This is a genomic window from Streptomyces sp. NPDC091292, from assembly GCF_044757265.1.
Lineage (GTDB): Bacteria > Actinomycetota > Actinomycetes > Streptomycetales > Streptomycetaceae > Streptomyces.
Map to the genome: position 1 here is coordinate 11,600 of NZ_JBIVUQ010000026.1, position 25,283 is coordinate 36,882.

The following is a 25,283-nucleotide window of genomic DNA, read 5'->3' on the forward strand; positions in this document are numbered from 1 at the left end:
TATGACGCACGCATACGGCACCACCCGGACGGTCGAGCCGTGGTTCGACCGCGATCTGCACATGGACCAGTACGGCTCACGCCTTCCGTTCGGCAGTCTTGGCGCAAAAGGGCTGGTCAACCGTTTCGTCGAGCTGAGCGGCCCGCATCAGGGCCGGGAGCTGGAGGTCCTCGACGCGAGTGGCGGTTACGCCAGCGCGTGTCTGGGCGCCGGCTCTCCGGTGGTCGGCGCCGCTCTCGTCCGGGCCGTGGAGGAGGCGGGCTACGCCACGGACGAGATCGCCTCCCTGGAACGCTCGCGGCTGCTCGACCGGCTCTTCGGCGAGGCCGGACTGTGGGCCGGGCAGTTCCCGGCCGACGAGTACCACGTCAGCGGACGCAACTCCGGCTCGGAAGGCATCGAGCTGGCGCTGCGGCTGGCGCTGGAGTCCCGCTTCGACCGTCGTCGGCTGCGGCCTGCCGAGGGGCGCGGGGAACGCGACATCGTCCTCGCCTTCGAGGGCGCGTGGCACGGCTGGACCGGCGGCCTGCTGCCGCTGCTGAACCGGCGGCACTACCGGGTCGGGCTGCCCACCGTGGCGCCTGAGCAGTTCGGCTTCACCGTCCGGCACATCCCCTTCGGGGAAGCCGAGCGAGCGCGGGAGTTCTTCGCGGACCACGGGGAGCGCCTGCTCGCGGTGGTGATCGAACCCGTCCAGGGCGACGCCGGCATCCTCGTACCGCCCCCCGGCTATCTGCGCGAGATCGCGCGACTGTGCTCCGACAACGATGTCCTGCTGGTGGCGGACGAGGTTCTCACCTTCGCCAAGACCGGACAGTTCTTCGGGATGGCCGACGCGTACGGGCCCATTCCGACCGATATCTCGGTGGTGGGCAAGAGCCTCGGCATGGGCGCGCTGTCGACCTCACTCGTCATCGCTCGCCGGCATCTGACCGTACGGGCGACCGGCGCCATCTCCACCTCGGATCTGCGCCCCCTCACCTGCGCGGTGATCGGAGCGGGCCTGGAGCACATCCATGCCGAGGGGCTGCTGGAGAGGTCGCGGACGCTGGGCGAGCATCTGGCCGCGCGGCTGCGTCAGGAACTGGTCGCCGCCTTCCCCGATCTCTACAAGGAGAACCGGGGGGTCGGCGTCATGCACGGCGTGGAGGTGACGAAGCTCGCGGCCGACCGGCTGAACGATTTCCGCGAGACAATGATCCGTCACGGTGTGTTCGTGGAATTCATGGCCGGTGCCGGGCGGCGGTCAGGGGGCCTTCCCTATGTTTTCCCGACCATGCGGGTCGCGCCTCCCCTCATCACCACCACCGCCGACGCGGATGTGATGGTGGAACGGCTGGCGGCCGGTTCCGCCGCCTTTCTCAAGGCGTGTGCGTGAACGCCCCCGGTCTCGACCGGAAAACGATGACCGCGGTTCGGCGGCGCGTCGAGCACGTCGACACCGACGCGTCCGGCGTCGTCCACTTCTCCCGTTATTTCTCCTGGCTCGAAACCGCGACGCTGGAAAACCTGGAGCGGCTCGGTATCGGGCTCGACGGATTCGCCCGCGCGGATCTCGACCTCGTGGCCACGGATGTGTCCATGCGTTATCACGCCTCGGCCCGTTTCCTCGACCATATACGCGTCAAAGTCGATGTCGAAAAGGTGGGGCCGGCCCGATTCCAGATCTCCGGAAAGGTCTTCCGGGAGATATCCCGAGCGACCACCCGCGAGAACTCCCGCGAGAATCCCGGCGACGACAGTGTGCTGCTGGCCTCCGGCCGCCTGCTGTTCGGCACGGTGGCCATCTCGACGGGAGCGCCGTCTCTGCTCCCCGAAAACGCCGGAACCATACTCAAGGAGTGCGCTGCCCATGCAGACGGTTGATTCCGCCGATTCCGCGCGGACAGAGGAGTCGGCGACACCGGCGACGACGAGGACCATGGGCTTCACCCAGCTCAAGGACTGGCTCCGCCACCGCCACCCGATGCTCTACCTCGACCGGATTCTCGACTACGAGCCCGGGGTCCACCTCAAGAGCCTGATGTCGGTCTCCGGGACCATGGACGTGTTCGCGGGACACTTCCCCGAGCGGGCCGTCTTCCCCGCCAGCCACCTGACCCAGGCGTTCGCCCAGTCCGGCATCATCCTCTACCAGCTCAGCACCTCCCGCCTCGCCGAGGACGAGATCACCCTCATCGGCTCCGTGAAGTCACGGTTCACCCGTGTCGTGGTTCCGGGCGATCGCGTGGTCTTCGATGTGCGCAGTGACCGCATCAGCGGAAACACCTTCGCGTTCTCCTGCCGGGCGACGGTGGACGACGCCCTCGTCGCGGCGTTCAAGGGCACGCTCGTACGGTCCAAGATCACGGACCTGGGCGAGCAGTTGTGGTGACTGCCAGCCCGGATCCGGGTACGGAGCCGATTCCGGCGCCGGACGCCACAGACATCTGGGTCACGGGGATGGCGTGGACGACCGCGCTCGGATCCGGGCTGGACGAAGTCTGGACCGCCCTGCTTGAGGGCCGGACCGGTATCGGGCCCGCTCGCACCGAGCACCGTCTGCGCAACACCGACGCGGCGGTCCTGGCCGGCCTGCCGATGTCCATGAGCCCGGTCCAACGCCAGCAGGCCCTCACCCGCGACACCGTCGCCGCGGCCGTACGGGACGCCGGACTCGACCTCGCCGACCCCCGCCTGCGTCCGGTCCTTGGCACCAGCTACGGACCACACATGGACGTGGATACGGGTGTGGACGTGGACATGGATACGGGCGCGGCCACGGATACGGATTCGCTCGGCGTACGGCGGCTCGATCGCTGGGCCGTCGATGCCGTGCGGGCCCTGGGCATGGTCAAGGACCCGCTGTCCGTGACCACCGCCTGCTCCTCCGGCTCCGACAGCCTCCTGGTCGCCATGGAACTCATCCGGAGCGGAGCGGAGGACATTTGTGTCTGCGGAGGGGCGGACATCCTCACCGCGGCCAAACGGCTCGGGCACTCCGTACTGGAGACCATGTCCCCCACGTCGCTGCGGGCGTTCGACACCCGCCACGACGGCACGATCCTCGGTGAGGGTGCCGCGTTCGTGGTCCTGGAGTCCGGCCGGTCGGCCCGTGCGCGGCACGCTCGGGCGCACGGTTTCCTCGTCGGCGCGGGCTCGGCCAACGACGCGGTGAGCCCCGCCGCTCCCGACGCGAGTGGCGAGAGCGTGGTCCGTGCGGTGACCCGGGCGCTACGGGCCGCGAACCGCGGTGCGGCGGACGTCGATGTGATCAACGCCCACGGTTCCGGCACGCCCGCCAATGACGCGGTCGAAGCACTAGGCTACACACGGCTGTTCGGCGCCGGCCCCGCCGCCGGGAGGCCCACCGTGTTCGCCACCAAGGGGGCGTTCGGGCACACGCTCGGGGCGACCGGCGCGATCGAGGCCATCACCGTTCTGCTGGCCCTCCGGGACGGCGCCGTACCGCCGGTCCACGGTCTCACCCGGGTCCGTCCGGACTTCGCGCTGCCGGTGCCCGTGGGCGGCCCCGCCGCGTTCACCGGCCGGCTCGGGCTGAGTACGACGCTCGGTTTCGGCGGCTTCAACACCTGCCTGGTGTTCGAGGGCGCGACACCCGAGCCGACCACTCCAGAAGCCCTGCCTCCCGACCCGGCGCCTCCCAGGCAAGCGGCCCGCGAGGTTCCCCCCGAAGGCGCGGGCATGGTCGCCGTGGGTCACGGCCGCGCCGTCCGCGACGAGTTGACCGTGGTCCGCAGCCGGATCCCGTCCCTGTACGCCGATCCGCTGGCCTGGCTGGTCGCCGACGCGGTCGAGGACGCGCTGTCCGGGTGCGCCGACGACGTCCTGGCGGTCCGGGAGGACGTCGCCACCATCCTGGTCAGCGCCGAGTGCACGCTGCGCACCATGGAGGCGGTCGCCCGTTCCGTGCCCTCGGGGCGGGTGTCCCCGCTGCGGTTCGCCGGTGCGAGTCCGGGCAGTGCGGGGAGTCTGGTCTGTCTGCTGCACGGCTTCAAGGGGCCGTCGCTGACGTTCTCGACCACACCCGAGGCCGGCCTGTCCGCCGCGCACACTGTCGCCCGGTCCTGGCTGCGGTCGGGCGCCGCCTCCTACGTCGTACTCTGCGCCCACGAGGAGCCGGAAGGGCGGCGGCACCTCGTACAGTGCTCGATCCTCGCCCCCCACACGCGCGCCGCCTCGGCCGACCGGGGATGAGCGCCATGCCTGCCTTCGCCCTCCCGGACCCGGACGTGATCGAGGGGTTCCTCGGCGACATCGTGGAGGTGGACCGGCGCCGTCCGGCCCGGCCGCTGCGGGCCGTCCTCGACGGCCTGGCCGGGGCGGAGTTGCGCGCGGGAGCGCCCGTCCTGATCGCGATGCCCAACGGGACGCCTCTGCTCACCCTCTTCTTCGCGGTGCTCCTCCACGGCGGTGTCCCGGTTCCCCTGGCCCCGGCATCGAGTTCCGCCCGGATCACCGAGGTGGCCCCGCGCCTCGGCGCGGACGCCCTGATCGCGCCCAGAATCGACGCGGCACGCTACGGCGCCACGGCTCCCCGCCCGCTCGGGGACGCCGAGTTGCTGCGGTTCCCCTGGGGTGAACCGCGCCGCCACTCGCCCGGCGAGGTCATCCTGATGACCTCGGGCACCTCCGGCCTCGCCAGCGGCTGCCTGCACGGCATCGACGCGCTGCTGCTCAACGCCGCCCGGCACGCGGACGCCATCGGCCAGCGGGAGGGCGACACCGTACTGCTCACCCTTCCGCTGCACTATTCGTACGCGCTGGTCGCGCAGGCGCTCGCCGCCCTGGTCCGCGGCTCACGCCTGGTCGTCTCCGGCCCGCCGTTCACGCCCCGGGCCTACACCGACGCGCTGCGCACCCACCGTGCCGACGTCTCGTCCCTCACCCCGACCGCCGTCGCCCACCTCATCGAACAGGGCGTCGTCCTGCCGGACACCCTGCGCGCCCTGACGGTGGGTGGGGACCGGCTGCCACCGGCCCAGGTCCCCGCCCTTCTGGCGTCCAGACCCGGACGGGAGCTGTACCTCACCTACGGCCTCACGGAGGCCGGGCCGCGCGTCACCACCCTGGCGGCGCACCGCGAGCCGCCCCGCCGGTTCGCCTCCAGCGGCCTCCCGCTGCCCGGGGTGCGTACCCGGCTGCGGCCGTCCGGGCTCACCGACGGCTCCCAGGAACTCCTGGTGGAGTCGGGCACGGTGCTCCGCCGCAGGGTCCCGGACGACCGGAGCGGTCCGCTGGTCGCGCCCATGACCATCGCCACCGGTGACCTCTTCACCATCGACGCGGACGGTTACCACTACTTCCAGGGCAGGTTGGCCGACTCCGTCGTCATCAACGGCGAGAAGGTGTGGCTGCCCTCGGTCCGCGCGGCGGCCGATGCCATTCCCGGGGTGCTCAGGTCAACCACCCGGGTGCACATGGAGGACGGCGAGCGCCGCTACGACCTCGATGTGTACGTGACCGACCCGAGCGCCGCCCTGGCCGCCGACATCAGACGGACGCTCCACCGACTCCTGCTCCGCACCGAACGACCGCACCGCATCACCCTGCGGCCGGCGTCGGCCGCCACCTGGCACAAATGAGCCCCGCCGCGTCCGGCCCCTGCCGCCGTTCGCGCACGGGACGTCACCGCGCCGCTCCATCCCCACCCGGCCACGGCACAAGGGAGACCACCTCGATGACCGCCGAACCCGCCCTGGCGCCCACCCACCCGACGACCGGCCCGGACGGCGGACTGCCGCCCGTACTCGTCCGGGTCGCCCACCATGTGCGCACCACTCCGGACGCACCGGCGGTGACGTCCGCCGAGGCCGCGCTGACCTACCGGCAGTTGTGGAGCCGCTCGGAAGGCATCGCCCGGCAACTGCTGCGGCTGGGAGCCCGTCCCGGTGAAGCGGTCGGACTCCATCTTGAGCGCTCCGCCGATCTGATCGCCGCGATCATCGGCACCCTGCGCGCGGGCTGCGTCGTCGTCCCGCTCGACGTGTCCTACCCACCGGACCGGCTGCGTTACATGTGCGACCACGCGGGTGCCGGGCTGGTCATCGGGCACGCCGAACCGCTGGCCCGCCTGGGCCGCCCGCACCCGCCGGCCACCGACGGGAGGTTGGTCTTCACCGCCGATCCGGACCGCCGTCCGGCGTCCGAACCCGACCGCCCGCTGCCCGCCGTCTCGGGTGAAGACCTCGCCTACATCGTCTACACCTCCGGGTCGACCGGCCGGCCGAAGGGGGTTCTCTACGAGCACCGCAACCTGGCCAACCTCGTCGCCTGGCAGATATCGGCGAGCCGGTGCGGGGCGGGTGACCGGACCCTCCAGTTCTCCCCGGCGTCCTTCGATGTCATCTTCCAGGAGGTGTTCACCGCGCTGGGCGAGGGCGGCACCGTCGTCTGCTGCACGGAGGACGAACGTATCGACCCCTCCCTGCTGTGGGAGCTGATCGCCCGCGAGCGCGTCAACCGGCTCTTCCTGCCCTTCGTGATGCTCCAGTCCCTCGCTCTCTTCGCCGACGAGGCGACCCCCGCCCTGCACCCGCTGCGCGAAATCCTCAGCACGGGCGAGCAGATGCAGTGCGGACATCACCTCCGGACGCTGTTCGAGCGGCTACCCGACTGCCGGCTGGTGAACCAGTGGGGCACGACGGAAACACATGTCGCCACCTGGTACGCGCTCCCGGCGGAGGTTGCGACCTGGCCGCGACTGCCGCCCATCGGGGCGCCGATCGACGGCAGCCGGGTGATCGTCCGCGCCGAGGACGGCACCACACTCCCGGACGGCGAGGTCGGGGAACTGTGGATCTCCGGCGACTGCGTCGGGCCCGGCTATCTGCGGCTGCCGGAACGGACCGCCCAGAGCTACCGGCCCGATCCGGACGACGCCGCCGTACGCGCGTACCGCACCGGGGATCTGGGCCGGGTCGGGGCTGACGGCAACCTCCAGTGCCTCGGCCGGCGGGACACCCAGGTGAAGATCCGTGGCTTCCGGATCGAACTGGGAGAGATCGAGAGCCTGGTCAAGGAGTGGCCCGGGGTGGCCGAAGCGGTCGTCGTCGTGGCGGACGGCCCCGGAGACGACCGGCACCTGCTGGCCCTCGCGGTGGCCGAATCGGGGGAGCTGGATACGGCGGAAATGCTCGCGGCCCTGCGCGGGAAGCTGCCCGCGTACATGGTGCCGGCCCGTGTCGAGCTGGTCCCGTCCCTGCCGAGGACGCCGAGCGGAAAGCTGGACCGCCGCGCCGCCGCGAGCGGTCAGGGCAACGCCGATCCTTCCGCCAATTGAGGCCGACTGAGGCCGCCGACCGAAACCGACTGAGCGCCGATCGCGGCCGGACAAGGACAGCAGCGTGCACGAGAAGCTCACAGCGCGGGGACGCCCGACCGTCCCCCCGCCGGACGGACACCGGTTCCCGCTCACGGCGGCCCAGCGGGCTCTCTGGCTGGTCGAGGAGATCCACGCCGAGGGCGGCGGCTACAACGTCCCCGTGGCGGTGCGGGTGCGGGGGGCTCTGGACGTACCGGCCCTTCGGCGCGCGTTCGGAGCCGTGATCGAACGGCACTCCGTGCTGCGGTCGGTCTTCGCGGCGGACCACGGGGAGCCGTACCAGACCATCGGACCGGCGACGGAGCCGGAGCTGCCGGTCGTGGACCTCTCGCGCGAGCAGCCGGAGCGCCGGGAACCGCGCCTGCGCGGCCTGCTCCAGGGGTGGGCCGACGCACGGTTCGACCTGACGGCCGCCGGGCCCCTCGTACGCACAGGTGTGGTCCGGCTGGCTCCGGACGAGCATGTGCTCGCGGTCGTCATGCATCAACTGGTGTGCGACGGCCCGTCGATCCATCTGCTCTTCGACGACCTCGCCACGGCCTATGCGGGCGATCCGCTGCCGGCGCTCCCGGTGCAATTCGCCGACTACGCGGTGCGGCAGAGCGAGCGGTCGCCGGACCCCGAGGACCTGGCCTGGTGGCGGGGGTACCTGACCGGTGCGCCGACGATGCTCGCGCTGCCCGCCGACCGGCCCCGGGCGGCGACCGCGACGGCGGCGGGGGGCGCCACCCACGTCTTCACACTCGACGGGCCGCTCATGGCGCGGACCCTGGCACTCGCCCGCCGGCTGCGGGTCACCCCGTTCGTGCTCACCCTCGCCGCCTACGCCGCGCTGCTCGGACGTCTGACTGGCGGCGACGACCTGCTGATCGGTACGCCCGTGGGCGGACGGCTGCGGTCCGAACTCGACCCCGTCATCGGGTACTTCGTCACCACCCTGCCGGTACGGGCCGACCTGTCCGGCGGGCCGGCCTTCGACCGGCTGGTGGAGCGCGTCCGCGACTCCGTGCTCGACCTGCTGAGCCACCAGGAGGTCCCGTTCGAGAGCCTGGTGGAGGAGCTGGCCCCGGAGCGCGGCGCCGGTCACAACCCGCTGGTGCAGACCTTCTTCACGTGCGAGACCGAGCCGATCGCAGCCCCGGCGTTCCGTGGGCTGACCGCGACGCCCATGAGCCTCGCGCCCACCTCGGCCAAGGTGGACGTGGACCTCATGATCGTCCGAGCCGCCGCCGACCGCGACGACTTCGAGGCGACGATCACCTACCGGACCGACCTCTTCGACAGCGCCACCATCCGGGCGCTTGCCGACGGCTTCCGCCGTCTGCTGGCCGCCGCCGTCGCGCGTCCCGGGACTCCCGTACGGTCGCTGCCGCTGCTGGACCGGGCCGAACGGAACACGATCCTCACCCGGTGGCACAGGTCGGCCCCCGCCCGGGACATCTCCGTCCCGCTGCCCGAACTTCTCGCCCGCCGGGCCGCCGCCACCCCGGACGCCCCGGCCGTCAGCTTCCGGGGTGAGACCCTTTCCTACGCCGCACTCGACGCCCGTGCGAACCATCTCGCCCGGCGTCTCCGGTCGGCGCGGGCCCGGCCCGAATCGGTCGTCGGCGTGCTGTTGTCGCGCGGGGTCGACCTGGTGACGGCACTGGTCGGGGTCCTCAGATCGGGCGCCGCCTATCTGCCGCTGGACCCCGCCCACCCCGCCGAACGTCTGCATCGACTGCTGACCACCGCGGACGTCGGCCTGGCCGTGACCGACGAGACCACGGACCACTTGCTCACCGGGACGGGCATCACGACGCTGCGTCCCGAACCGGGCGGGGGTGAGCGGCCCGGCACCACGGACACCGGCACCACGGACACCGACACTGCGGGCGTCACCAAGGACGTCACCGACCTCACCGCCGCCGACCCGGAGCCGGCCCCGCCGCCGATCCACCCCTCCCACCTCGCGTACACCCTCTTCACCTCCGGGTCCACGGGCGACCCCAAGGGCGTGGCGGTGGAGCACGGGGCCCTGGTGAATCACGCCCAGGCGGTACGCGACCGGTTCCGGCTCTCTTCCGACGACCGGGTCCTCCAATTCGCCACCGTCGCCTTCGACGTGGCCGCCGAGGAGATCTTCCCCACCCTGCTCGCCGGTGGCTGTGTCGTGCTGCGTGACGATCCGCCACCGGCGCCCACCGAGCTGACCGCACTGCTGGCCGACGAGTCGGTCACCGTCGTCAACCTGCCGTCCGGGTACTGGCAGCAGTGGCAGGACACCCTCGATCCGGACGCTCCGTTCCCGCTCGCCGCGCTGCGTCTCGTCGTCATCGGCAGCGAGGCGGTGGACGCGCGGGCCGTCGCCCGCTGGCGGCGGTCCACGGGCATCACCCTGCTCAACGCCTACGGGCTCACGGAGACGACGGTGACCGCGACGGTGCACACCGTCGACGGCGCGGACACCGCGGTGGTGCCGGTCGGCAGGCCCCTGGACGGCGTCGAGGCGTATGTGCTCGACGCCGAGCGGGAACCGGTGCCGCCCGGCGTTATCGGCGAGCTGTACATCGGCGGTGCCTGCCTCGCCCGTGGCTACCTCAAGAGCCCCGGCCTGACCGCCGAGCGGTTCGTACCGCACCCGTTCAGCGAGGTCCCCGGAGCACGGCTGCACCGCACCGGGGACCTGGCCCGTCTGCGGCGCGACGGCACCCTGGAAGTGGTCGGCCGCGGTGACGAGCAGATCAAGTTGCGCGGTCACCGCATCGAACCCCGCGAGATCGAGGCGGCGCTGAACGCTCACCCCGGCGTCGTGCAGGCCGCGGTGACGGTCCGCCGGGACGGACCCGGCGGGGGACGGCTGGTCGGATACGTCGTGCCGCGCACCGGCAGCACCGTGCCCGCCGGCCTCCTCCGTCATCTGACCGCCCGGCTGCCGGGCTATCTGGTGCCGACCGCCCTGGTCGCGATCGAGGCGATGCCGCTGACCCCCCAGGGCAAAGTGCACCGGGCCGCCCTGCCGCCCCCGCCCGCCCCGGACGCCGCCACCGATCCCGCACCGCCCAGGAACCAGATGGAGGACCAGGTGGCGCGGATCTGGCGGCAGGCCCTTCAGGCGGACCGGATCGGCGTACACGACAACTTCTTCGACCTGGGGGGCACGTCCTTCACCCTGGCCGCCGTCCACCGGCAGCTCACCGAACTGCTCGGCCGCCCGCTACCGCTGGTCGCCCTCTTCGAACACCCGACCGTCGCCGCGCTCGCCGGACATCTCCAGGAGGGGGCGGCGCCGGGCCCGGAACACCCCGCGCACCACGACGGCGCCGACGACGAGGCGCGCGGGGACCGGCTCCGTGACGGACGCGCCCGGCTGCGCGCGCAACGCCGCCGCACCTCATGACCCCTTGACGCCATGACCCGATGACGCCATGACCCCATGACCAGCAGGCCCTATCCCCCGAGGGGACACTGACATGAAGACGACGCTGTGGCGTCTGCCGTCCTTCCGCAATCTCTGGGCGGCCCAGACGGTCAGCCTGCTCGGTACGCAGGTCACCCTGCTGGCGCTGCCGCTCACCGCCCTGCTGCTGCTCGACGCCTCGGCCCTCGAAGTGAGCATGCTCGCGGCCGTCGAGTTCCTGCCCGTCCTGCTCCTCGGTCTCCCGGCCGGAGCGTGGGTGGAGCGGCTGCCGCTGCGACCCGTACTGATCCTCACCGACGTGCTGCGCGCGGTCGCGCTCCTCGTCGTCCCGGCCGCGGTCTGGCTGGACCTGTTGTCCATGCCGGTCCTGTACGGTGCCGCGTTCGCCGTCGGCCTGGGCACCCTCTTCTTCGACGTGGCCCAGTTGTCGTATCTGCCGGAGATCGTCGAGGAGGACCGGCTCGTCGATGCCAACGGCAAGCTGGAACTCTCCCGGTCGGTGGCCCAGTTCGCGGGCCCCGGCTCGGGCGGTCTGCTCGTCCAGGCGTTCAGTGCGCCCGTGGCGATCCTGCTCGACGCCCTCAGCTATCTGGTCTCCGCCGGGTTTCTCCTCGGGGTCAAGGGAAAGGGCCGGGTGATCGAGGAGCAGCCGTCGCAGGGCATGGGCCGGGAGATCGCCGAGGGCATGCGGTTCGTGTTCTCGCATCCGCTGCTGCGTCCGCTCATCGTGTGCGCGGCGATCGCCGAACTGGCCTTCGCCGCGGTGCTCGCGCTCCAGGTCGTGTTCGCCGCGGACGAGCTGAGTCTGCGGGCAGATGTCATCGGCATCGTGCTGGCGGTCGGCAATGTCGGCGGTCTGCTGGGCGCGGTCGCCGCGGGGCCGCTCGCCCAGCGGGTCGGCACCGGCCCCGCGTTCCTCGTCTCCATCGTCCTGTTCAGTGGCGGCGCGGTCATTCTGCCGATGTCCGCCGGTCCCGTGACCTTCGGCGCCGGTCTCTTCGTCGTCTATGTCGGCGCCGTGACCTTCAACGTTCTCCAGGTCAGCCTCTGCCAGACGGTGACCCCGACCCGTCTGCTCGGGCGGATGAACTCCGTGTTCCGTTTCGTCACCTGGGGCACGGTGCCGCTGGGTGCCGCGCTCGGCGGACTGCTGGTCGCGCCGATCGGGTTGCGCGGGGTGTTCTGGATCGCCGCGGTCCTCACCGTGATCTCCCTGCTGCCCCCACTGTTCTCCCCGCTGCGCGGCACACGCGACGAGACCCCGGGTGACGAGACTCCGGGTGACGAACCACCGCCCGACGAACAGCTCCAGTCCGCCCCGACGGGAGAGACGTCATGACCGAGCCGCCCCAGCACGACGCGCCCCAGTACGAAACGCCCCAGCACGAAACGCCCCAACACGACGCGCCCCAGCACGACGACGCCTCGATCGCCGTCATCGGCATGGCGGGCCGCTTCCCCGGCGCCGCCGACCTGGACGCCTTCTGGCGGAACACGGCGGCCGGCACGGACACGATCACCCGCCGCGGGACCACGCCCGGCGGGCACCCGTCGGCCTACGGCATCGTCGAGGACGCCGATCTCTTCGACGCCGAGTTCTTCGGCTACGCGCCCAGCGAGGCGCTGATGCTCGACCCGCAGCACCGGGTCTTCCTCGAATGCGTGTGGCAGGCGCTGGAGCACGCGGGATGCGACCCCGGCGCGTATCCGGGCCTGATCGGGGTGTACGCGGGCAGCGGCGACACCGACCACCTCGCCCTGCTCCGGACCCACCGGGATCTCTTTCCCGGCGCCACCGACTGGCAGTTCCGGCTCGCGACCGGCATGGACTTCCTGACCAGCAGGGTCGCCTACAAGCTCGGTCTGAAGGGGCCGGCGGTCACCGTACAGACCGCCTGTTCGACGTCGTTGGTCGCGGTGCACCAGGCATGCCAGGCGCTCCTCGCGGGCGAATGCGACACCGCCGTCGCCGGAGGCGTCACCATCCGCATCCCCCACCCGAGCGACGATCCCGGCGAGGACGGGGTGCTCTCGCCCGACGGATACTGCCGCTCCTTCGACGCCGACGCGAACGGCACCGTCTCCAGTGACGGCGCGGGCGTCGTCGTACTCAAGCGGCTCGCGGACGCGCGGGCCGACCACGACCGTGTCCACGCCGTCATCCTGGGCTCGGCGGTCAACAACGACGGCGCGGGCAAGGTCGGCTTCACCGCGCCCGGCGTCGCCGGACAGGCCGCCGCGGTGCGTACGGCACACCTGGCCGCCGGTGTCGACCCCGCCACGATCGCGTACGTCGAAGCGCACGGGACGGCCACGGAGATCGGCGATCCGATCGAGGTCCGCGCGCTGACCAGGGCCTTCGCACTCGGCACGGACCGGCGTGGCTTCTGTGTGCTCGGGTCCGTGAAGTCGGCGATCGGGCACACGGACGCCGCCGCCGGGGTGATCGGGCTCATCAAGGTGGTCCTGGCGCTGCGGCACGAACTGATCCCGGGCACCGCGCACTTCCGCAGAGTCAACCCCGGAATGGATCTCGACGGGGGTCCGTTCGTGGTGCGTGCGGAGGCGACCGCGTGGCCGAGGCGGACATCGCCGCGCAGGGCGGGCGTCAACTCCCTGGGGATCGGGGGCACGAACGCCCATGTCGTCGTGGAGGAGCCGCCCGTACCGGAACCGCCCGTACTGGAACCGCCCGTACCCGAGCCGTCCGCGAGTGCGGACGCGCACCCTCACCCCTACCACCTGCTGCCGCTCTCCGCCCGCAGCGCCGAAGCGCTCGGCGAGACCGCGTCCCGGCTCGCCGCTCACCTCCGCGACGCCGAGGAGCCTCTCGCGGACATCTCCTGGACCCTCCAGACCGGCCGGAAGGCCTTCGCCCACCGGGGGTTCGTCGTCTGCGGCGGTGTCGAGGAGGCGGGGCGGGGGCTCACGGCGGGCCGGGTCGGCGTCGGCGAGGCCCCGGACGGAGCACGGAGGACCGCGTTCCTCTTCCCCGGGCAGGGCGGGCAGCACGTGGGCATGGCGCGCGAACTGTACGCCGCCGACCCGGTCTTCCGTACGGCGGTGGACCGGTGCGCCGAGCTGGCCGCGCCGGAGCTGGGCCTGGACCTGCGCGACGTGCTCTACCCGGTCCCGGGCGACGACGGCCGCGCCGAACGGTGGCTGGACTCGATGCGGGTGTGCCAGCCGGTGCTGTTCGCCGTGCAGCACGCGCTGGCCGAGGTCTGGCGGTCCCGTGGCGTCGGGCCGAGCGCCGTGGTCGGGCACAGCCTGGGCGCGTACGCGGCGGCGCACACCGCCGGCGTGCTGAGCCTTCCCGACGCGATGACGCTGGTCCTGGCGCGCGGCCGGCTGCTGGACGGCCTGCCGTCGGGCGCCATGCTGGCGGTGGAGCTGCCGGAGTCCGCGCTCGTGCCGATGCTGGGCGGGCGAATGTCGCTCGCCGCCGTCAACGGCCCGTCCCAGTGCGTCGTCACCGGACCGTCCGACGCCGTGCGCCGGTTGAAGGACCTCTTGGCGGCGCGCGGCGTGGACGTCCGCGAGCTGCGGATCAGCGCCGCGGCGCACTCCTCGTACGTCGAATCGGTCATCGCCGAGTACACCGCCGTCGTCCGCACCGTGCGACTACGGCCACCGGTCATTCCCTGGATCTCCGACCGTACGGGGACGTTCGTCACCGCCGACGAGGCGTGCGACCCCGCGTACTGGGCGGCGCATCTGCGTCACACGGTGCGTTTCTCGGACGCCCTGGGCACGCTGCTCGCCTCCGGGGACGAGGCGCTGCTGGAGCTGGGGCCCGGCCGGACGCTCGGCGACCTGGCCCGCCGTCATCCGGACTGCGCCCCGGGGCGGCCGGTCGTGCACAGCCTCCCGCACGCCGTCGAGGCGGCGGGCGGCGCTCGTGAACTGCTGACCGCGACGGGCCGGCTGTGGCAGGCGGGAGTGCCTGTCGACTGGGCGGCGCTGCATGGCGATGGACGGCCGCGGCGGGTGCCGCTGCCGTCGTATCCGTTCCGGCGGCGACGGTTCCGGCTCGGGGACACCGTGGGGGCGGTGGGTCCGGAGGGCGGGGAGGCGGCGCGCGAGTCGGGCTCCGCCCGGCCGGGCGATGCGGGCGACGCGGGCGACTTGGATACCGATGCCGGGAAGGCGGTGGCCGGTGCCTTCCGTGCGGTGCTCGGCCTGGCGACGGTCGACCCGCGCGACGACTTCTTCGAACTGGGCGGCGACTCCCTGATGGCCTCCCGGGTGATGGCCATGCTGCGCCCTCGGTTCGGCGCCGACTTGACGGTACGCGCGCTCTTCCGGGCCCCCACCGTGGCGGCCCTGGCCGCATACGTCGAGGAACACCTCGCGGTCCACGTCGAGGCAGAACACGAGGCAGAGCACGAGGAACAGGACGAGGAACAGGACAAGGAACAGGACGAGGAGAGGGAGCGATCATGACAGCGCCCCGCTGGCTGCTCTGCCGCGAACGCCGCGCCGCCGCCCGTCTGCGGATGTACTGCTTCCCGCACAGCGGCGGATCGCCGGGCGAGTATCTGCGCTGGTCCGACGCGCTGCCCGGCGTCGAGGTGTGGGGCGTGCAGTTCCCCGGGCGGGGCAGCCGCCTGGACGAACCACCGGTGCCGGACATGGAACGGCTCGTCACCGAGCTGGTCTCCGAGGCCGGTTTCGAAGGCCCCTGCGTCTTCTTCGGACACAGCCTCGGCGCCCTCGTGGCCTACGAGACGGCTCTGGCGCTGCGGGAGCGCGGACTGCCCGGACCCGTCCGGCTCTATCTGTCCGCCTACCGCGCACCGCATCTGCACGAACCGGGACCCGACCTGAGCCGGCTCCACGGCCCCGGGCTCATCGCCGCCATCGAGAGCCGGCACGGGCCCCTGCCGGACGAGGTCAAGAGCGACCCCGATCTGCGGGAGCTGCTCCTTCCGGCGCTCAAGGCCGACCTCACGGTCGTCGCCACCTACCGGCCGGCCCCGTACATGCGCCCCCTCGACTGTCCGCTCACGGTTCTGGGCGGCCATGACGACGAGGAGTCCGGCGAGCGCCTGACCGCGTGGCGCCGCTACACCACCGGCCACTGCGATGTCCGCTCCTTCCCTGGCGACCACTTCTACTTCCGGGAGAACACCGATGACTTCCTCCGGTTCCTCGGCGCCGACCTCGACGAGTGTGCTGCGCGAGCTGTACCTGGGCCGGGTCCGCTGGGATCTGCTCCGCCCGTTTCCTGACCAGGAGACCGGAGACCGTGGCGCCGGCGATGTCGTGATCGCCGAACTCCGTGGGCTCCTGCACGAGTGGATCGACCCGGAGGCGGTGGACGGTGAGGGACGCCTGCCCGACGGTTTCACCGATGCCCTCCAGGAGGCGGGGCTGCTGCGGCTCATGGTCGAACCGTCGCTCGGCGGGCGGGGCCTGTCCTGGCTCAACGCCTGCCGGGTGGTCGAGGCGGCGGCCGGCTGGTCCATGCCGGTCGCCTTCACGCTGGCCATTCAGAACGGTTTCGGTTCGGGGTCGTATCTCCCCGCGCTGCCACCCGGCCCGCTCCACGACCTGATCTCCCACCGGGTCGCCGGCGGCATCGTCTCCGCCGCCGCGGACGCCGAGGCCGCGGGGACCGCCAACCAGAGCCGTACCACGGTCGCGGTTCCCGTCGAGAACGGCGCGGCCTACCTCGTCACCGGCGAGAAGTGCTTCATCGGGAACGGCCCGATCGCCGACTTCCTCGATGTCTCGGCCACCGTCATCGCGGCCGACGGCACGGAGTCGGTCCGGCTGTTCTTCCTCGACACCGGCAGCCCCGGGTTCGAGGTGGTGGGCACGCATCAGTTCATGGGACTGCGCGGCGCGGCCATCGGCGTACTGCGGCTCGACGCGGTACGGGTGCCCGCCGAGCAGATGCTGCCGGAGCTGTCCGACGGCTGGCGCATGCGCCCGACCGCGCCTCGGTCCGTCGACGGCACCGGCACGCCCCCCGGGGACCTGCTCGACCTGGGGCAGCTCGCGACCCTGGCCCGGCACCTGGTGATCGCTCCGCCCTCCCTCGCCGTCGCCCGCATGTCACTGCGGTGGGCCAGGGACTTCGCCGGCCGGCGCACCATCGACGGCCGGGGCCTCGGCTCGTACGAGGAGATCCAGCGGCAGGTGGCCGAGAACGCCGCCGAGGTCTACGCCGCCGAAACCATCCTGCGCTGGTGTGTGCTGGGCACGGACCGCGCGGACACCCACCTGGACCTCACCCCCGCCAAGAATCTGGCGTCGAGGGCCGCGGAACGGGCCATCGACCGGACCATGGCCCTGCTCGGCGCCGAGGGCTACGAGACGGCACGCAGCAAGACGGCGCGGGGAGCCGAACCGCTGCCGGTCGAACGGTGCTTCCGTGACGCACGGGCGCTGCGTGTGGCCGGTGGCGTCGACTTCATGCTCGACCTGTGGTCGGCGAAGGCCAACCTCAGCGCCTGGTACGACCAGGCCGGCCGCCCCGGCACGACGCCACCCCCGGTCGATGCGGAGTCGTTCCCTCCACGATGTCTCCCGCACGCCCGTTTCGTCACGGAACAGGCCGAACGGCTCGCGCAGATCTGCCGACGCCTCACCGGAGACACCCCCCTGGAGGCCCTTTTCGAACGGCAGCGCACGATCAAGCTCATCGGACAGATCGCCACCGAACTCCTCGGCATCGCGGTGGCGGTGGCCCGGTCCGCTGACCTTGCCGACCAGGACGAGCCCATGACCCCGGCCCTGGCCGACCTCGCCTGCACCGCGGCGAGGCACCGGCTCACCGCGCTCTGGTCCCAACTGACGGAGGAGACCACCCCCCGCACAGGCACCGACCCCGCCACCACAGGCGCCGCCCTGCTCGACGCGACCGGAGGCACGGGGGGCACGGGGGAGACCGAGCCCCCCGATACGACCGAAGCAACGGTCGCGGCCATCTGGTGCGAACTCTTCGGCCTGGAGACGATCGACCCCCGAGTCGACTTCTACGAACTGGGCGGCCACTCACTGCTCGCCATCAGAATGACGGCCCGCATACGGGACGTACTGGGCCTGAAGATCCCGGTACGCATGGTCCTGGAGAACCCGACGGTGGCCGAGCTGGCGGAAGCTGTGGGGGCGCGGAGCGGGACTTCGTGAGCAGCGGCGGGGATACGGTTCGTCCACCGTCGCACCCGCCTGGTTTCACAGGCGCGTGACGTCGACGCTTCCGGCGCCGGTTCGTGGTTCGGGGACGAGCGCCCACAGGGCTGCCAGTGTGAGGAAGGTGGCGAGGAGGACGCCAGATCGTCTGCACCGCCGCCCACGCCCAGGTCCCGGGCGACAGACCCGCGACCCAGGTCCACGTCCGCATCCACGAGAACAACATCCGTACCGAGAATCCGTGGACGCTCCGCTGCGGCCCCAACGACACCGCGACCCCCGTCACATGACACCCCGCACCTCGGGTTCCGTGACCAACCAGCCTGCTTCCAGGGTGAGTTGTACGGCAGACCGCTCCAACCGCCCACAGATGTACGTGACATACGGCTGAAGTCTGACGCCCTCGGGCGGGGGCTCGCCTAGCGTTCCCTCCATGGCAGAAATCACCCGGGCGGCCACAGCCGCCGCACTCAGTCTCGCCCTCGTGCTGCCGTTCGCCGGAGTGGCGACGGCGGCCACCGCGCGGCCGGCCGCCACCGCGCAGCCGACGGCGGCCACCGCCGTCCCTGCCGACGCCCTGCAACTGACGCGCCCCACCGGCCCGTACGCCGTCGGCCGGACGACGACGCATCTCACCGACCGCTCCCGTACCGATCCCTGGGTGCCGACCGCCGACGGCCGGGAGTTGATGATGACCCTCCATTATCCGGCGGCCCGCGCGGGCGACGGCCGTACGGCGCGGTACTCCACAGTCGAGGAGGCCAGGCTCCTCGCCGAGGGGCAGGACATCGACGCGCTCGTGCCCGCCGAGGTGCTGAGCGCCACCGGGACCCATGGCCGGGTCGGCGCCCGCCCCGCGAAGGGGAAGTACCCGCTCGTCATCCTGTCCCCGGGCTTCAGCGTGTCCCGGTTCACCCTGACCAGTCTCGCGGAGGACCTCGCGAGCCGCGGGTACGTCGTCGCGTCGCTCGACCACGCGTACGAATCCTTCGGCATCTCCGTACCCGGCGGACGGACGCTGACCTGTGTCGCCTGTCCGATCGTGTCGGAGGACCTGACGCAGGCGGCCGTCGTGACCGCGACACGTGCCGATGACGTGTCGTACGTGCTGGACCGGCTGATCGGGGACGACCCGGTCTGGCGGTACGCGGGCATCATCGACAAGCGGCATGTCGGTATGGCCGGCCATTCCATCGGCGGGGCGAGCGCCGCCACGGCGATGGCGGGCGACCGCCGGGTGGACGCGGGCATCAACATGGACGGCGCCTTCTGGGAGGACCTGCCCGCCGAGGGCCTTGGCGGACGGCCGTTCATGATGCTCGGCGCCGACGACGTCCACCAGCCGGGCGGTCCGGACGCCACGTGGGACCGGACGTGGCCCGCCCTGGACGGCTGGAAGCGGTGGGTCACGTTCGCCGGGTCGGAACACTTCACCTTCACCGACGGGCCGCTCATCTCCCGGCACTTCGGGCTGCCGCAGCCGCCGCTGCCCGCGGATCGGGCCGTCACCCTCACCCGTACCTATGTGGCCGCGTTCTTCGACCAGCATCTGCGGGGTAGGCCGCAGCCGGTGCTGGCGGGGCCGACCGCCGCCAACCCCGAGGTGAAGTTCCACAACCCCTGAGGCGCGGGGAGGTCCGGGTCCGGTCCCGTACAACTCGGGTAGCACCTCTCGCTGTTGTGTCATTCCCAGGGGGGACGGGAGGTGCCACCCGGCGAGGGATCCGTATGCGGGGCCGGTTCCGGAAAGATCGTTCCTGTCCGAACATCCGACCGGAAGGATCGATATCGTGCGCAGACGACGTCTCGCGCCCCTGTTGGCCGTGAGTGTCACGGCGGCAACGCTGGCTCCCGTGGTCGTCACCTCGACGGCGACCGCCGCTCAGGCCGGGGCCGGTCAAGCCGGCGCCCCCTCCACCGCCTTGTCGCCGACCGCGCCCTCGTCCGCCGCCAAGGCCGCGCTGAAGTGGTACGCGAAGCAGAAGCCGCGGTGGAAGCGGTGCGGCTCTGCGGCGGATTTCCAGTGCGCCACGATCAAGGTCCCGCTGGACTACCGGGCTCCCACGGGCAAGCGGATCGACCTGGCGATATCCCGGATAAAGAGCACCGCGCCCGACAAGCGGCGCGGTGTTCTGTTCTCCAACCCCGGTGGCCCGGGAGGTGAAGGGCTCTACATGCCGCTGTCGATGCAGGAGAGCCTTCCCAAGTCCGCGCGGCTGAAGTACGACCTCATCGGCTTCGACCCCCGCGGAGTGGGACGGAGCAGCCCGGTCTCCTGCGGCCTGAAGCCGGCGGAGGAGGACTGGCTGCGGCCGTACAAGGAGGAGACGTTCGCCAAGGAGGTCGCCTGGGCGAAGCAGGTCGCGAAGAAGTGCAAGGAGAAGGCGGGCCGCACGCTCCCGCACATCACCACGCGCAACACCGCACGCGACATGGACCTGCTCCGGGCGGTCCTCGGTGAGAAGAAGATCTCGTACGTGGGTTACTCGTACGGCACCTACCTGGGCGCCGTCTACACGCAGCTCTTCCCGGGCCGGGCCGACCGGTTCGTGCTGGACAGCGCGGTCGATCCGGCGCGCGCCTGGCGGGGGATGATCCAGTGGTGGGCGGAGGGCGCCGAGCCCGCGTTCGACCGGTGGACCGAGTGGGCCGCCGCGCGTGCGGCGAAGTACGACCTGGGTGACACCCCGAAGAGGGTCGACCGGACCTTCTGGGACCTGGTCGCGCGGGCCGACGAGAAGCCCATCGAACTCGACGGGCAGCCGGTCAGCGGTGACGACATCCGCAGCGGTATGCGCGGTGCCGTCTTCACGCCCGAGTACGCCACCGAGGCGTTCGTGGAGCTGAAGAAGGCCGCGGCCGGGGAGCCCGCGTCCGCGAACTCCGCGGAGAAGCTGGCGGCGTTCACCGGAACCGGGAGGACCGGGGGGACCAGGGCTGTGGGTGCCGCCGCCGGTCTTGCCGAGGCGCCGTCCGACAACATGACGGCGAGTTTCTGGGCCGTGGTGTGCGGCGACAACTCGGCCGCGTGGTCCCGCGATCCCGAGAGCTACCGGCGGGACGCCATCGAGGACAAGGGCCGCTACCCGCTCTTCGGTGACTTCGCGTCCAGCATCAAGCCCTGTGCGTTCTGGGACACGTCCGTGGAACGGGCCACCAAGGTGAACAACAAGGTGGGTTCCCTGGTCGTCCAGAACGAGTGGGACTCGCAGACCCCGCTGCCCAGCGGTCAGGCGCTGCACGCCGACCTGAAGGGCTCGAAGATGGTCACCGTCCTCGGCGGCGAGGGCCACGGTGTCTACCCGAGCGGCAACGCGTGCACGGACGGCGCGGTCAACCGGTATCTGCTCACCGGCAAGCTCCCGGCGAAGGACCTGACCTGCCGGGCGACGGCCGCCTCGAACGCCGAGGCACGCAAGAACCAGAACCGGGACGCACTGCCCGGCTCGCCGCTTCCGGACCGCGCCCCGGACCGCTTCTGACCCCGGCCGCACGACCGATCCCCGCATGACCCATGGGAGACGGGCGGGACCTCTTCACGGGGTCCCGCCCGTCGTGTGTCATGCGTATCGCGCGGAGACCGAGTCGGCGGGAACTCGGCGGAAATCTAGCGGTCGACCTCGTACTGCCCGACCTCCAGGAAGTACCTCAGCTCCTCCGGCGTCCCGTCGATGGCCGCACTGGCAGCCGCGCGGAGGGCGTCGCTGATGGTCGGGTCGGCGAGGATGCGGGCGATGGCGACGCGGTCGTCCTCGGCCTGAGCGAGGCGGTAGCCGGTCGTGCGGAAGGTACGTACGTCCGCCGCGGTGCCGTCGAGTGCCTTGTTGGCTTCGCGGATGACTGCCTTGTCGCCCCTCTGCTGTGCCAGGTACAGGATGCGGGCGGTGGCCACCCGGTCGTCCTCTTCCTGGGCGATGGGGTAACCGGTCACCCGGAAGGCGCGCAGGGCCTCCGGGCTGCCGTCGTCGAGTGCCTTGTTGGCCTCGCGGATCACGGCCTTGTCCTTGTTCTGCTGTGCCAGATACAGAATCCGGGCGGTGGCGACGCCGTCGTCCTCGGCCTGGGCGATGCGGTAGCCGGTCTCCAGGAAGGCACGCAGGGCTTCCGGGGTGCCGTCGTCGAGGGCCTTGTTGGCTTCGCGGATGACGGCCTTGTCGCCGTTCTGCTGCGCCAGGTACAGAATCCGGAAGACGGCGACGCGGTCGTCGTCCACGTCCGCGGGCGTCTCGGACACGGCCGTCACGGTCGCCGAAGTCGTCGTCGCGGTGGTCTGCGCGCCCGTGGCGAACGCCGGGGTGGTGAGGAGGAGGGCCGGCGCCAGGGCGGTGGCCGCGACGAGCAGGGCGGCGCGGGGCGGTTTCATGGGTGTGTGCCTCCTGGTCGAGCTGTCGGTGGGAAGATCCTCACCGCCGTCGGCCCTCGATGTCATTGCCGGGAGCAAGCAGTCTTGGCCGACTGTCCTTTCCATTGGCGTACTTGGACAGCCGTGGGCCCGGCGGCCGGCTTCCGGCAACACGACGTCCCTCCTCACGCGTGTTCCGGCCGACCGGGCCCAAGGCGCTAACGGAGCCCGGTGTAAAGGGAGTTCATCAGGGTGCCGTTCGGGGTGTCGCCGGACATCTCCCAGATCATGCCGCCGAGCAGACCCTTCGCCTTGATGTACTCCGTCTTCTTCCCGATCGACCAGGTGTCGTCGAAGGACCACCATTGGCCGCCGTTACCCGTATAGCCGTAGGTGGCGATCGATTGGGTGTCGTGGACGACGGTGATGCCCGGGTAGCTGGTGATCAGGTTCTGGTAGCCGCGGGTGCCGGCCTCCTCCGGGAACTGGCCGGGGGCCGCGCCGTTCGCGGACTGCCATTCACCGCCCGCGCCGCCGTCCGCGACCTCCTTCCAGCCACGGCCGTAGAAGGGGAAGCCGATGGTGAGTTTGCGGGGGCTGACTCCGGCGTCGGTGTATGCCTTCACGGCACCGTCGATGCTGAAGTCGTTCGGGTAGGGCGACTGGGCGTCGGGGTAGAGGTTGGCCTGATGGCCGGTGCGCTTGGGCTCCCAGGAGTTGTCGCTGCCCGCGCCGTGGAAGTCGTAGCCCTGGACATTGGCGTAGTCCAGATCGCTGAAGATCTTCGACACGTCCCAGCCGGCGTCGATCTTCTTCGGGTCGGCGGGGGTGAAGGCGGTGAGCAGCTTGTGGTCACCGCCGAGCGCGTCGAGCTGCTTGCGGAACTCCGCGATCAGGGCGGTGTTGTTGGCCTTGTCGGCGGTGCTCCAGTGGTTGCCGGGGTGGCCGTCGGGGGAGCCGGGCCACTCCCAGTCCAGGTCGATCCCGTCGAAGATCCCGGCGGCGGCCCCTGGCCCTCCGGCGCCGTTGTACGCGGGCAGGTCGCCCTTGATGTACATGTCCACGCAGGACTTCACGAACTTCTTGCGTGACGCGTCGGTGGCGGCGACATCGGAGAAGTACTTCGAGAACGTCCACCCGCCGAGCGAGATGACGATCTTCAGGTTCGGGTACTTGGCCTTGAGCTTCTTGAGCTGGTTGAAGTTGCCGCGCAGCTTGCCCCAGCCGTCGTCGGCCACGCCGTCCACGGACTGGGCGGCGGGGAAGGCACGGCCGTAGTCGGCCTCGGCGTCGCCCGCCCCGTCGCCTTCGTTCGGGTCCTGGGGGTTGCCGGAGACGCCTTTGACGACGCCGTTGAGGCAGGTGAGGTTGGTGGGGTCGATATTGCCGAAGGCGTAGTTGATCACGTCGAGTTTGGCGGCGGCGCCGGAGGTGTCCAGGTTCTTGACGAAGTACTGGCGGCCGTAGATGCCCCACTGGACGAAGTAACCGACGGTCGCGTAACGGCCGTTGCCCACGGCTTCCTGTGTGGTGACCGTGAGCGTGTTGCTGGCGGGGGACGTGTTGTCGGCGGCGTCACGTGCCTTGACCGTGAAGCCGTAGGTGGTGGCGGGGGTCAGACCGGTGACCGTGGTGGTCAGGGTGCCCGCCGGGACCGTGGCGACCAGTGTCGCGCCCCGGTACACGTCGTACGCCGCGACACGGTTGTTGTCGGTCGACGCGTTCCAGGCCAGGGCGACGGTGCTGGACGTGACGGTGGTGGCGCGCAGGCTGCCGGGGGCGGTCGGCGGTACGGGGTCGGTCGCCGGGTCCACGGTGGTGGCCGTCACGGGCGCGCTCGGCGCACCGAGGTTGCCGCGGGTGTCCTTGGCGCGGACGGTGAAGCTGTAGCCGGTCGCCGGGGTCAGGTCGCGGACGGTGGCGGAGGTGGTGGCGGTGGCCGCCACGACGTCGGCGCCGCGCAGTACTTCGTATCCGGCGACGGGGAAGTCACCGCGGGTCGAGGCGTTCCATTTCAGGCTCACCGTCCGGGCGGTGGTGTCGGTCACGGCCACACCCGTCGGTGCGGACGGGGGTGCGGCGGGGCTGCCGTCGCACTTGTCGCCGTTGATCAGGCAGCCGGTCGGGGCGGTGAGGGGACCGGTGGCGACGAACCAGTAACTGTAGGGCTCGGTACTGCCGTTCGCCGGGACGGACGCGTTGTAGTGGGCGTTGGTGACGGTCACGTGGGAGCCGTTGACGGTCGCCGTCCCGTTGTAGTGCTGGCTTATGGTGACCCCGGCCGGCAGGTCGAACTCCAGGGTCCATCCGGTCACCGGTGTGGCGCTGTTGTTCCTGACGACGAACGTGCCTTTCCACCAGGGGCCGTTGTCGGCGCCGGTGAACGACGCGGTGAGGGCGCCCGCGGCCTGGGCCGGCGCGGCGACGCCGACGAGCCCGCCCAGCGCGAGGACGAGTGCGGTGAGAGCGGCGAGGAACCGCCACCGGGGCGGCGCCATGGACCTGGACCTGGCGCTGGATCTGAACCTGAACCTGGGGCTGGTGAACACGGCTCTCCTTGGTGTGGGGGAGGCGGGACCGGGATCCCGCGTCGCGTGTCCGTGCGTCGGGAGACGCGCACCTGTCCGTGGCGCCGTGGCCGGCATCGGACACGTGTGCTGTGGCAGTGCTGTCCAGAGAAACGAGTAGTCGTACACCCGTCAATGAGCGCCGCGAGGAATTGGACTGCACCAATGACGCGCACTTTCCGCCACCCCGACCTCCCGCCCCTGGCAGACGCCCCAGGAAAGGGCTAGACCAATTCCCGGGATTTTACGGTCTCTTGGCATGGGGCGGGCGCCGGGCTCGGGTGTGTGTCGGGCCTGGCACGCGGTCGACATGGTCCGTGAGGTGAAATGGGGGCGCTGGGCGTCGTACGACAGGCGACAGGGCCGGAGTGCCGTGCTCGACGGCGGGAGCGCGGCCCAGGCTTTGGCCCTTGACGGGGACGCCGCCGTGCGGGCAGCGGCGCGCGACCTGCTGACGGCGATCGACGGCCACATCTGCGAGACCTGCCGCCCGGCCTGACGGCGAGT

General features: G+C 71.5%; 16 protein-coding genes. 14 read left to right on the forward strand and 2 right to left on the reverse strand.

Annotation, left to right across the window (positions count from 1 at the left end; translation table 11 throughout):
- The first annotated feature begins 1 nt into the window (after position 1).
- The 13 genes from ACIQNU_RS38570 (at position 2) to ACIQNU_RS38630 (ending at position 21,349) form a co-directional block, all read left to right on the forward strand.
- The gene (locus ACIQNU_RS38570) at positions 2–1,378 is read left to right on the forward strand and encodes an aminotransferase class III-fold pyridoxal phosphate-dependent enzyme (protein ID WP_401375776.1); all 1,377 of its coding nucleotides are present in this window, start codon (positions 2–4) and stop codon (positions 1,376–1,378) included.
- Positions 1,375–1,866, forward strand: coding sequence for an acyl-CoA thioesterase (locus tag ACIQNU_RS38575; protein ID WP_401375779.1), 492 nt, complete (start codon positions 1,375–1,377; stop codon positions 1,864–1,866). The genes ACIQNU_RS38570 and ACIQNU_RS38575 overlap by 4 nt, the downstream gene beginning before the upstream one ends.
- Complete coding sequence (locus ACIQNU_RS38580) at positions 1,853–2,374, forward strand: 3-hydroxyacyl-ACP dehydratase FabZ family protein (RefSeq protein WP_401375781.1); 522 nt, start codon at positions 1,853–1,855, stop codon at positions 2,372–2,374. Before ACIQNU_RS38575 ends, ACIQNU_RS38580 begins: the two co-directional genes overlap by 14 nt.
- Positions 2,371–4,197 (forward strand): beta-ketoacyl synthase N-terminal-like domain-containing protein, encoded by a 1,827-nt coding sequence (locus ACIQNU_RS38585; protein ID WP_401375784.1) that lies wholly within the window; start codon positions 2,371–2,373, stop codon positions 4,195–4,197. Before ACIQNU_RS38580 ends, ACIQNU_RS38585 begins: the two co-directional genes overlap by 4 nt.
- Positions 4,198–4,202: 5 nt before the next feature.
- Positions 4,203–5,585, forward strand: a complete 1,383-nt coding sequence (locus ACIQNU_RS38590; protein WP_401375786.1) for a class I adenylate-forming enzyme family protein — start codon at positions 4,203–4,205, stop codon at positions 5,583–5,585.
- 95 nt (positions 5,586–5,680) lie between these two features.
- On the forward strand, positions 5,681–7,282 hold the full coding sequence (locus ACIQNU_RS38595) for an amino acid adenylation domain-containing protein (RefSeq protein WP_401375789.1): 1,602 nt from the start codon (positions 5,681–5,683) through the stop codon (positions 7,280–7,282).
- Between the two features lie 64 nt (positions 7,283–7,346).
- A complete protein-coding gene (locus ACIQNU_RS38600; protein WP_401375790.1) occupies positions 7,347–10,703 on the forward strand; it encodes an amino acid adenylation domain-containing protein in 3,357 nt (1,118 codons plus the stop codon).
- A 73-nt stretch (positions 10,704–10,776) separates the two neighbouring features.
- Complete coding sequence (locus ACIQNU_RS38605; protein ID WP_401375793.1) at positions 10,777–12,063, forward strand: MFS transporter; 1,287 nt, start codon at positions 10,777–10,779, stop codon at positions 12,061–12,063.
- Positions 12,060–15,170 carry a type I polyketide synthase gene (locus ACIQNU_RS38610; RefSeq protein WP_401375795.1) on the forward strand — a complete coding sequence of 1,037 codons (3,111 nt, stop codon included), beginning with the start codon at positions 12,060–12,062 and terminating at the stop codon, positions 15,168–15,170. Before ACIQNU_RS38605 ends, ACIQNU_RS38610 begins: the two co-directional genes overlap by 4 nt.
- The gene (locus tag ACIQNU_RS38615; RefSeq protein ID WP_401375798.1) at positions 15,167–15,958 is read left to right on the forward strand and encodes a thioesterase II family protein; all 792 of its coding nucleotides are present in this window, start codon (positions 15,167–15,169) and stop codon (positions 15,956–15,958) included. The genes ACIQNU_RS38610 and ACIQNU_RS38615 overlap by 4 nt, the downstream gene beginning before the upstream one ends.
- Complete coding sequence (locus tag ACIQNU_RS38620) at positions 15,861–17,864, forward strand: phosphopantetheine-binding protein (protein WP_401375801.1); 2,004 nt, start codon at positions 15,861–15,863, stop codon at positions 17,862–17,864. Before ACIQNU_RS38615 ends, ACIQNU_RS38620 begins: the two co-directional genes overlap by 98 nt.
- Before the next feature lie 436 nt (positions 17,865–18,300).
- Positions 18,301–19,491: an alpha/beta hydrolase family protein gene (locus ACIQNU_RS38625; RefSeq protein ID WP_401375804.1), complete on the forward strand. Its 1,191-nt coding sequence runs from the start codon at positions 18,301–18,303 to the stop codon at positions 19,489–19,491.
- Positions 19,492–19,657: 166 nt separating this feature from the next.
- A complete protein-coding gene (locus tag ACIQNU_RS38630) occupies positions 19,658–21,349 on the forward strand; it encodes an alpha/beta hydrolase (RefSeq protein ID WP_401375807.1) in 1,692 nt (563 codons plus the stop codon).
- Between the two features lie 125 nt (positions 21,350–21,474).
- Here the strand turns inward: ACIQNU_RS38630 and ACIQNU_RS38635 are convergent, their stop codons facing one another.
- Both ACIQNU_RS38635 and ACIQNU_RS38640 read right to left on the reverse strand, forming a co-directional pair.
- Positions 21,475–22,230 (reverse strand): ALF repeat-containing protein, encoded by a 756-nt coding sequence (locus ACIQNU_RS38635; RefSeq protein WP_401375809.1) that lies wholly within the window; start codon positions 22,228–22,230, stop codon positions 21,475–21,477.
- Positions 22,231–22,427: 197 nt separating this feature from the next.
- Positions 22,428–24,707, reverse strand: a complete 2,280-nt coding sequence (locus ACIQNU_RS38640; RefSeq protein WP_401375812.1) for a glycosyl hydrolase family 18 protein — start codon at positions 24,705–24,707, stop codon at positions 22,428–22,430.
- A 328-nt stretch (positions 24,708–25,035) separates the two neighbouring features.
- On the opposite strand from ACIQNU_RS38640, the gene ACIQNU_RS38645 reads away from it, so the two are divergent.
- Positions 25,036–25,275: a hypothetical protein gene (locus tag ACIQNU_RS38645; RefSeq protein WP_401375814.1), complete on the forward strand. Its 240-nt coding sequence runs from the start codon at positions 25,036–25,038 to the stop codon at positions 25,273–25,275.
- Positions 25,276–25,283 lie beyond the last annotated feature (8 nt).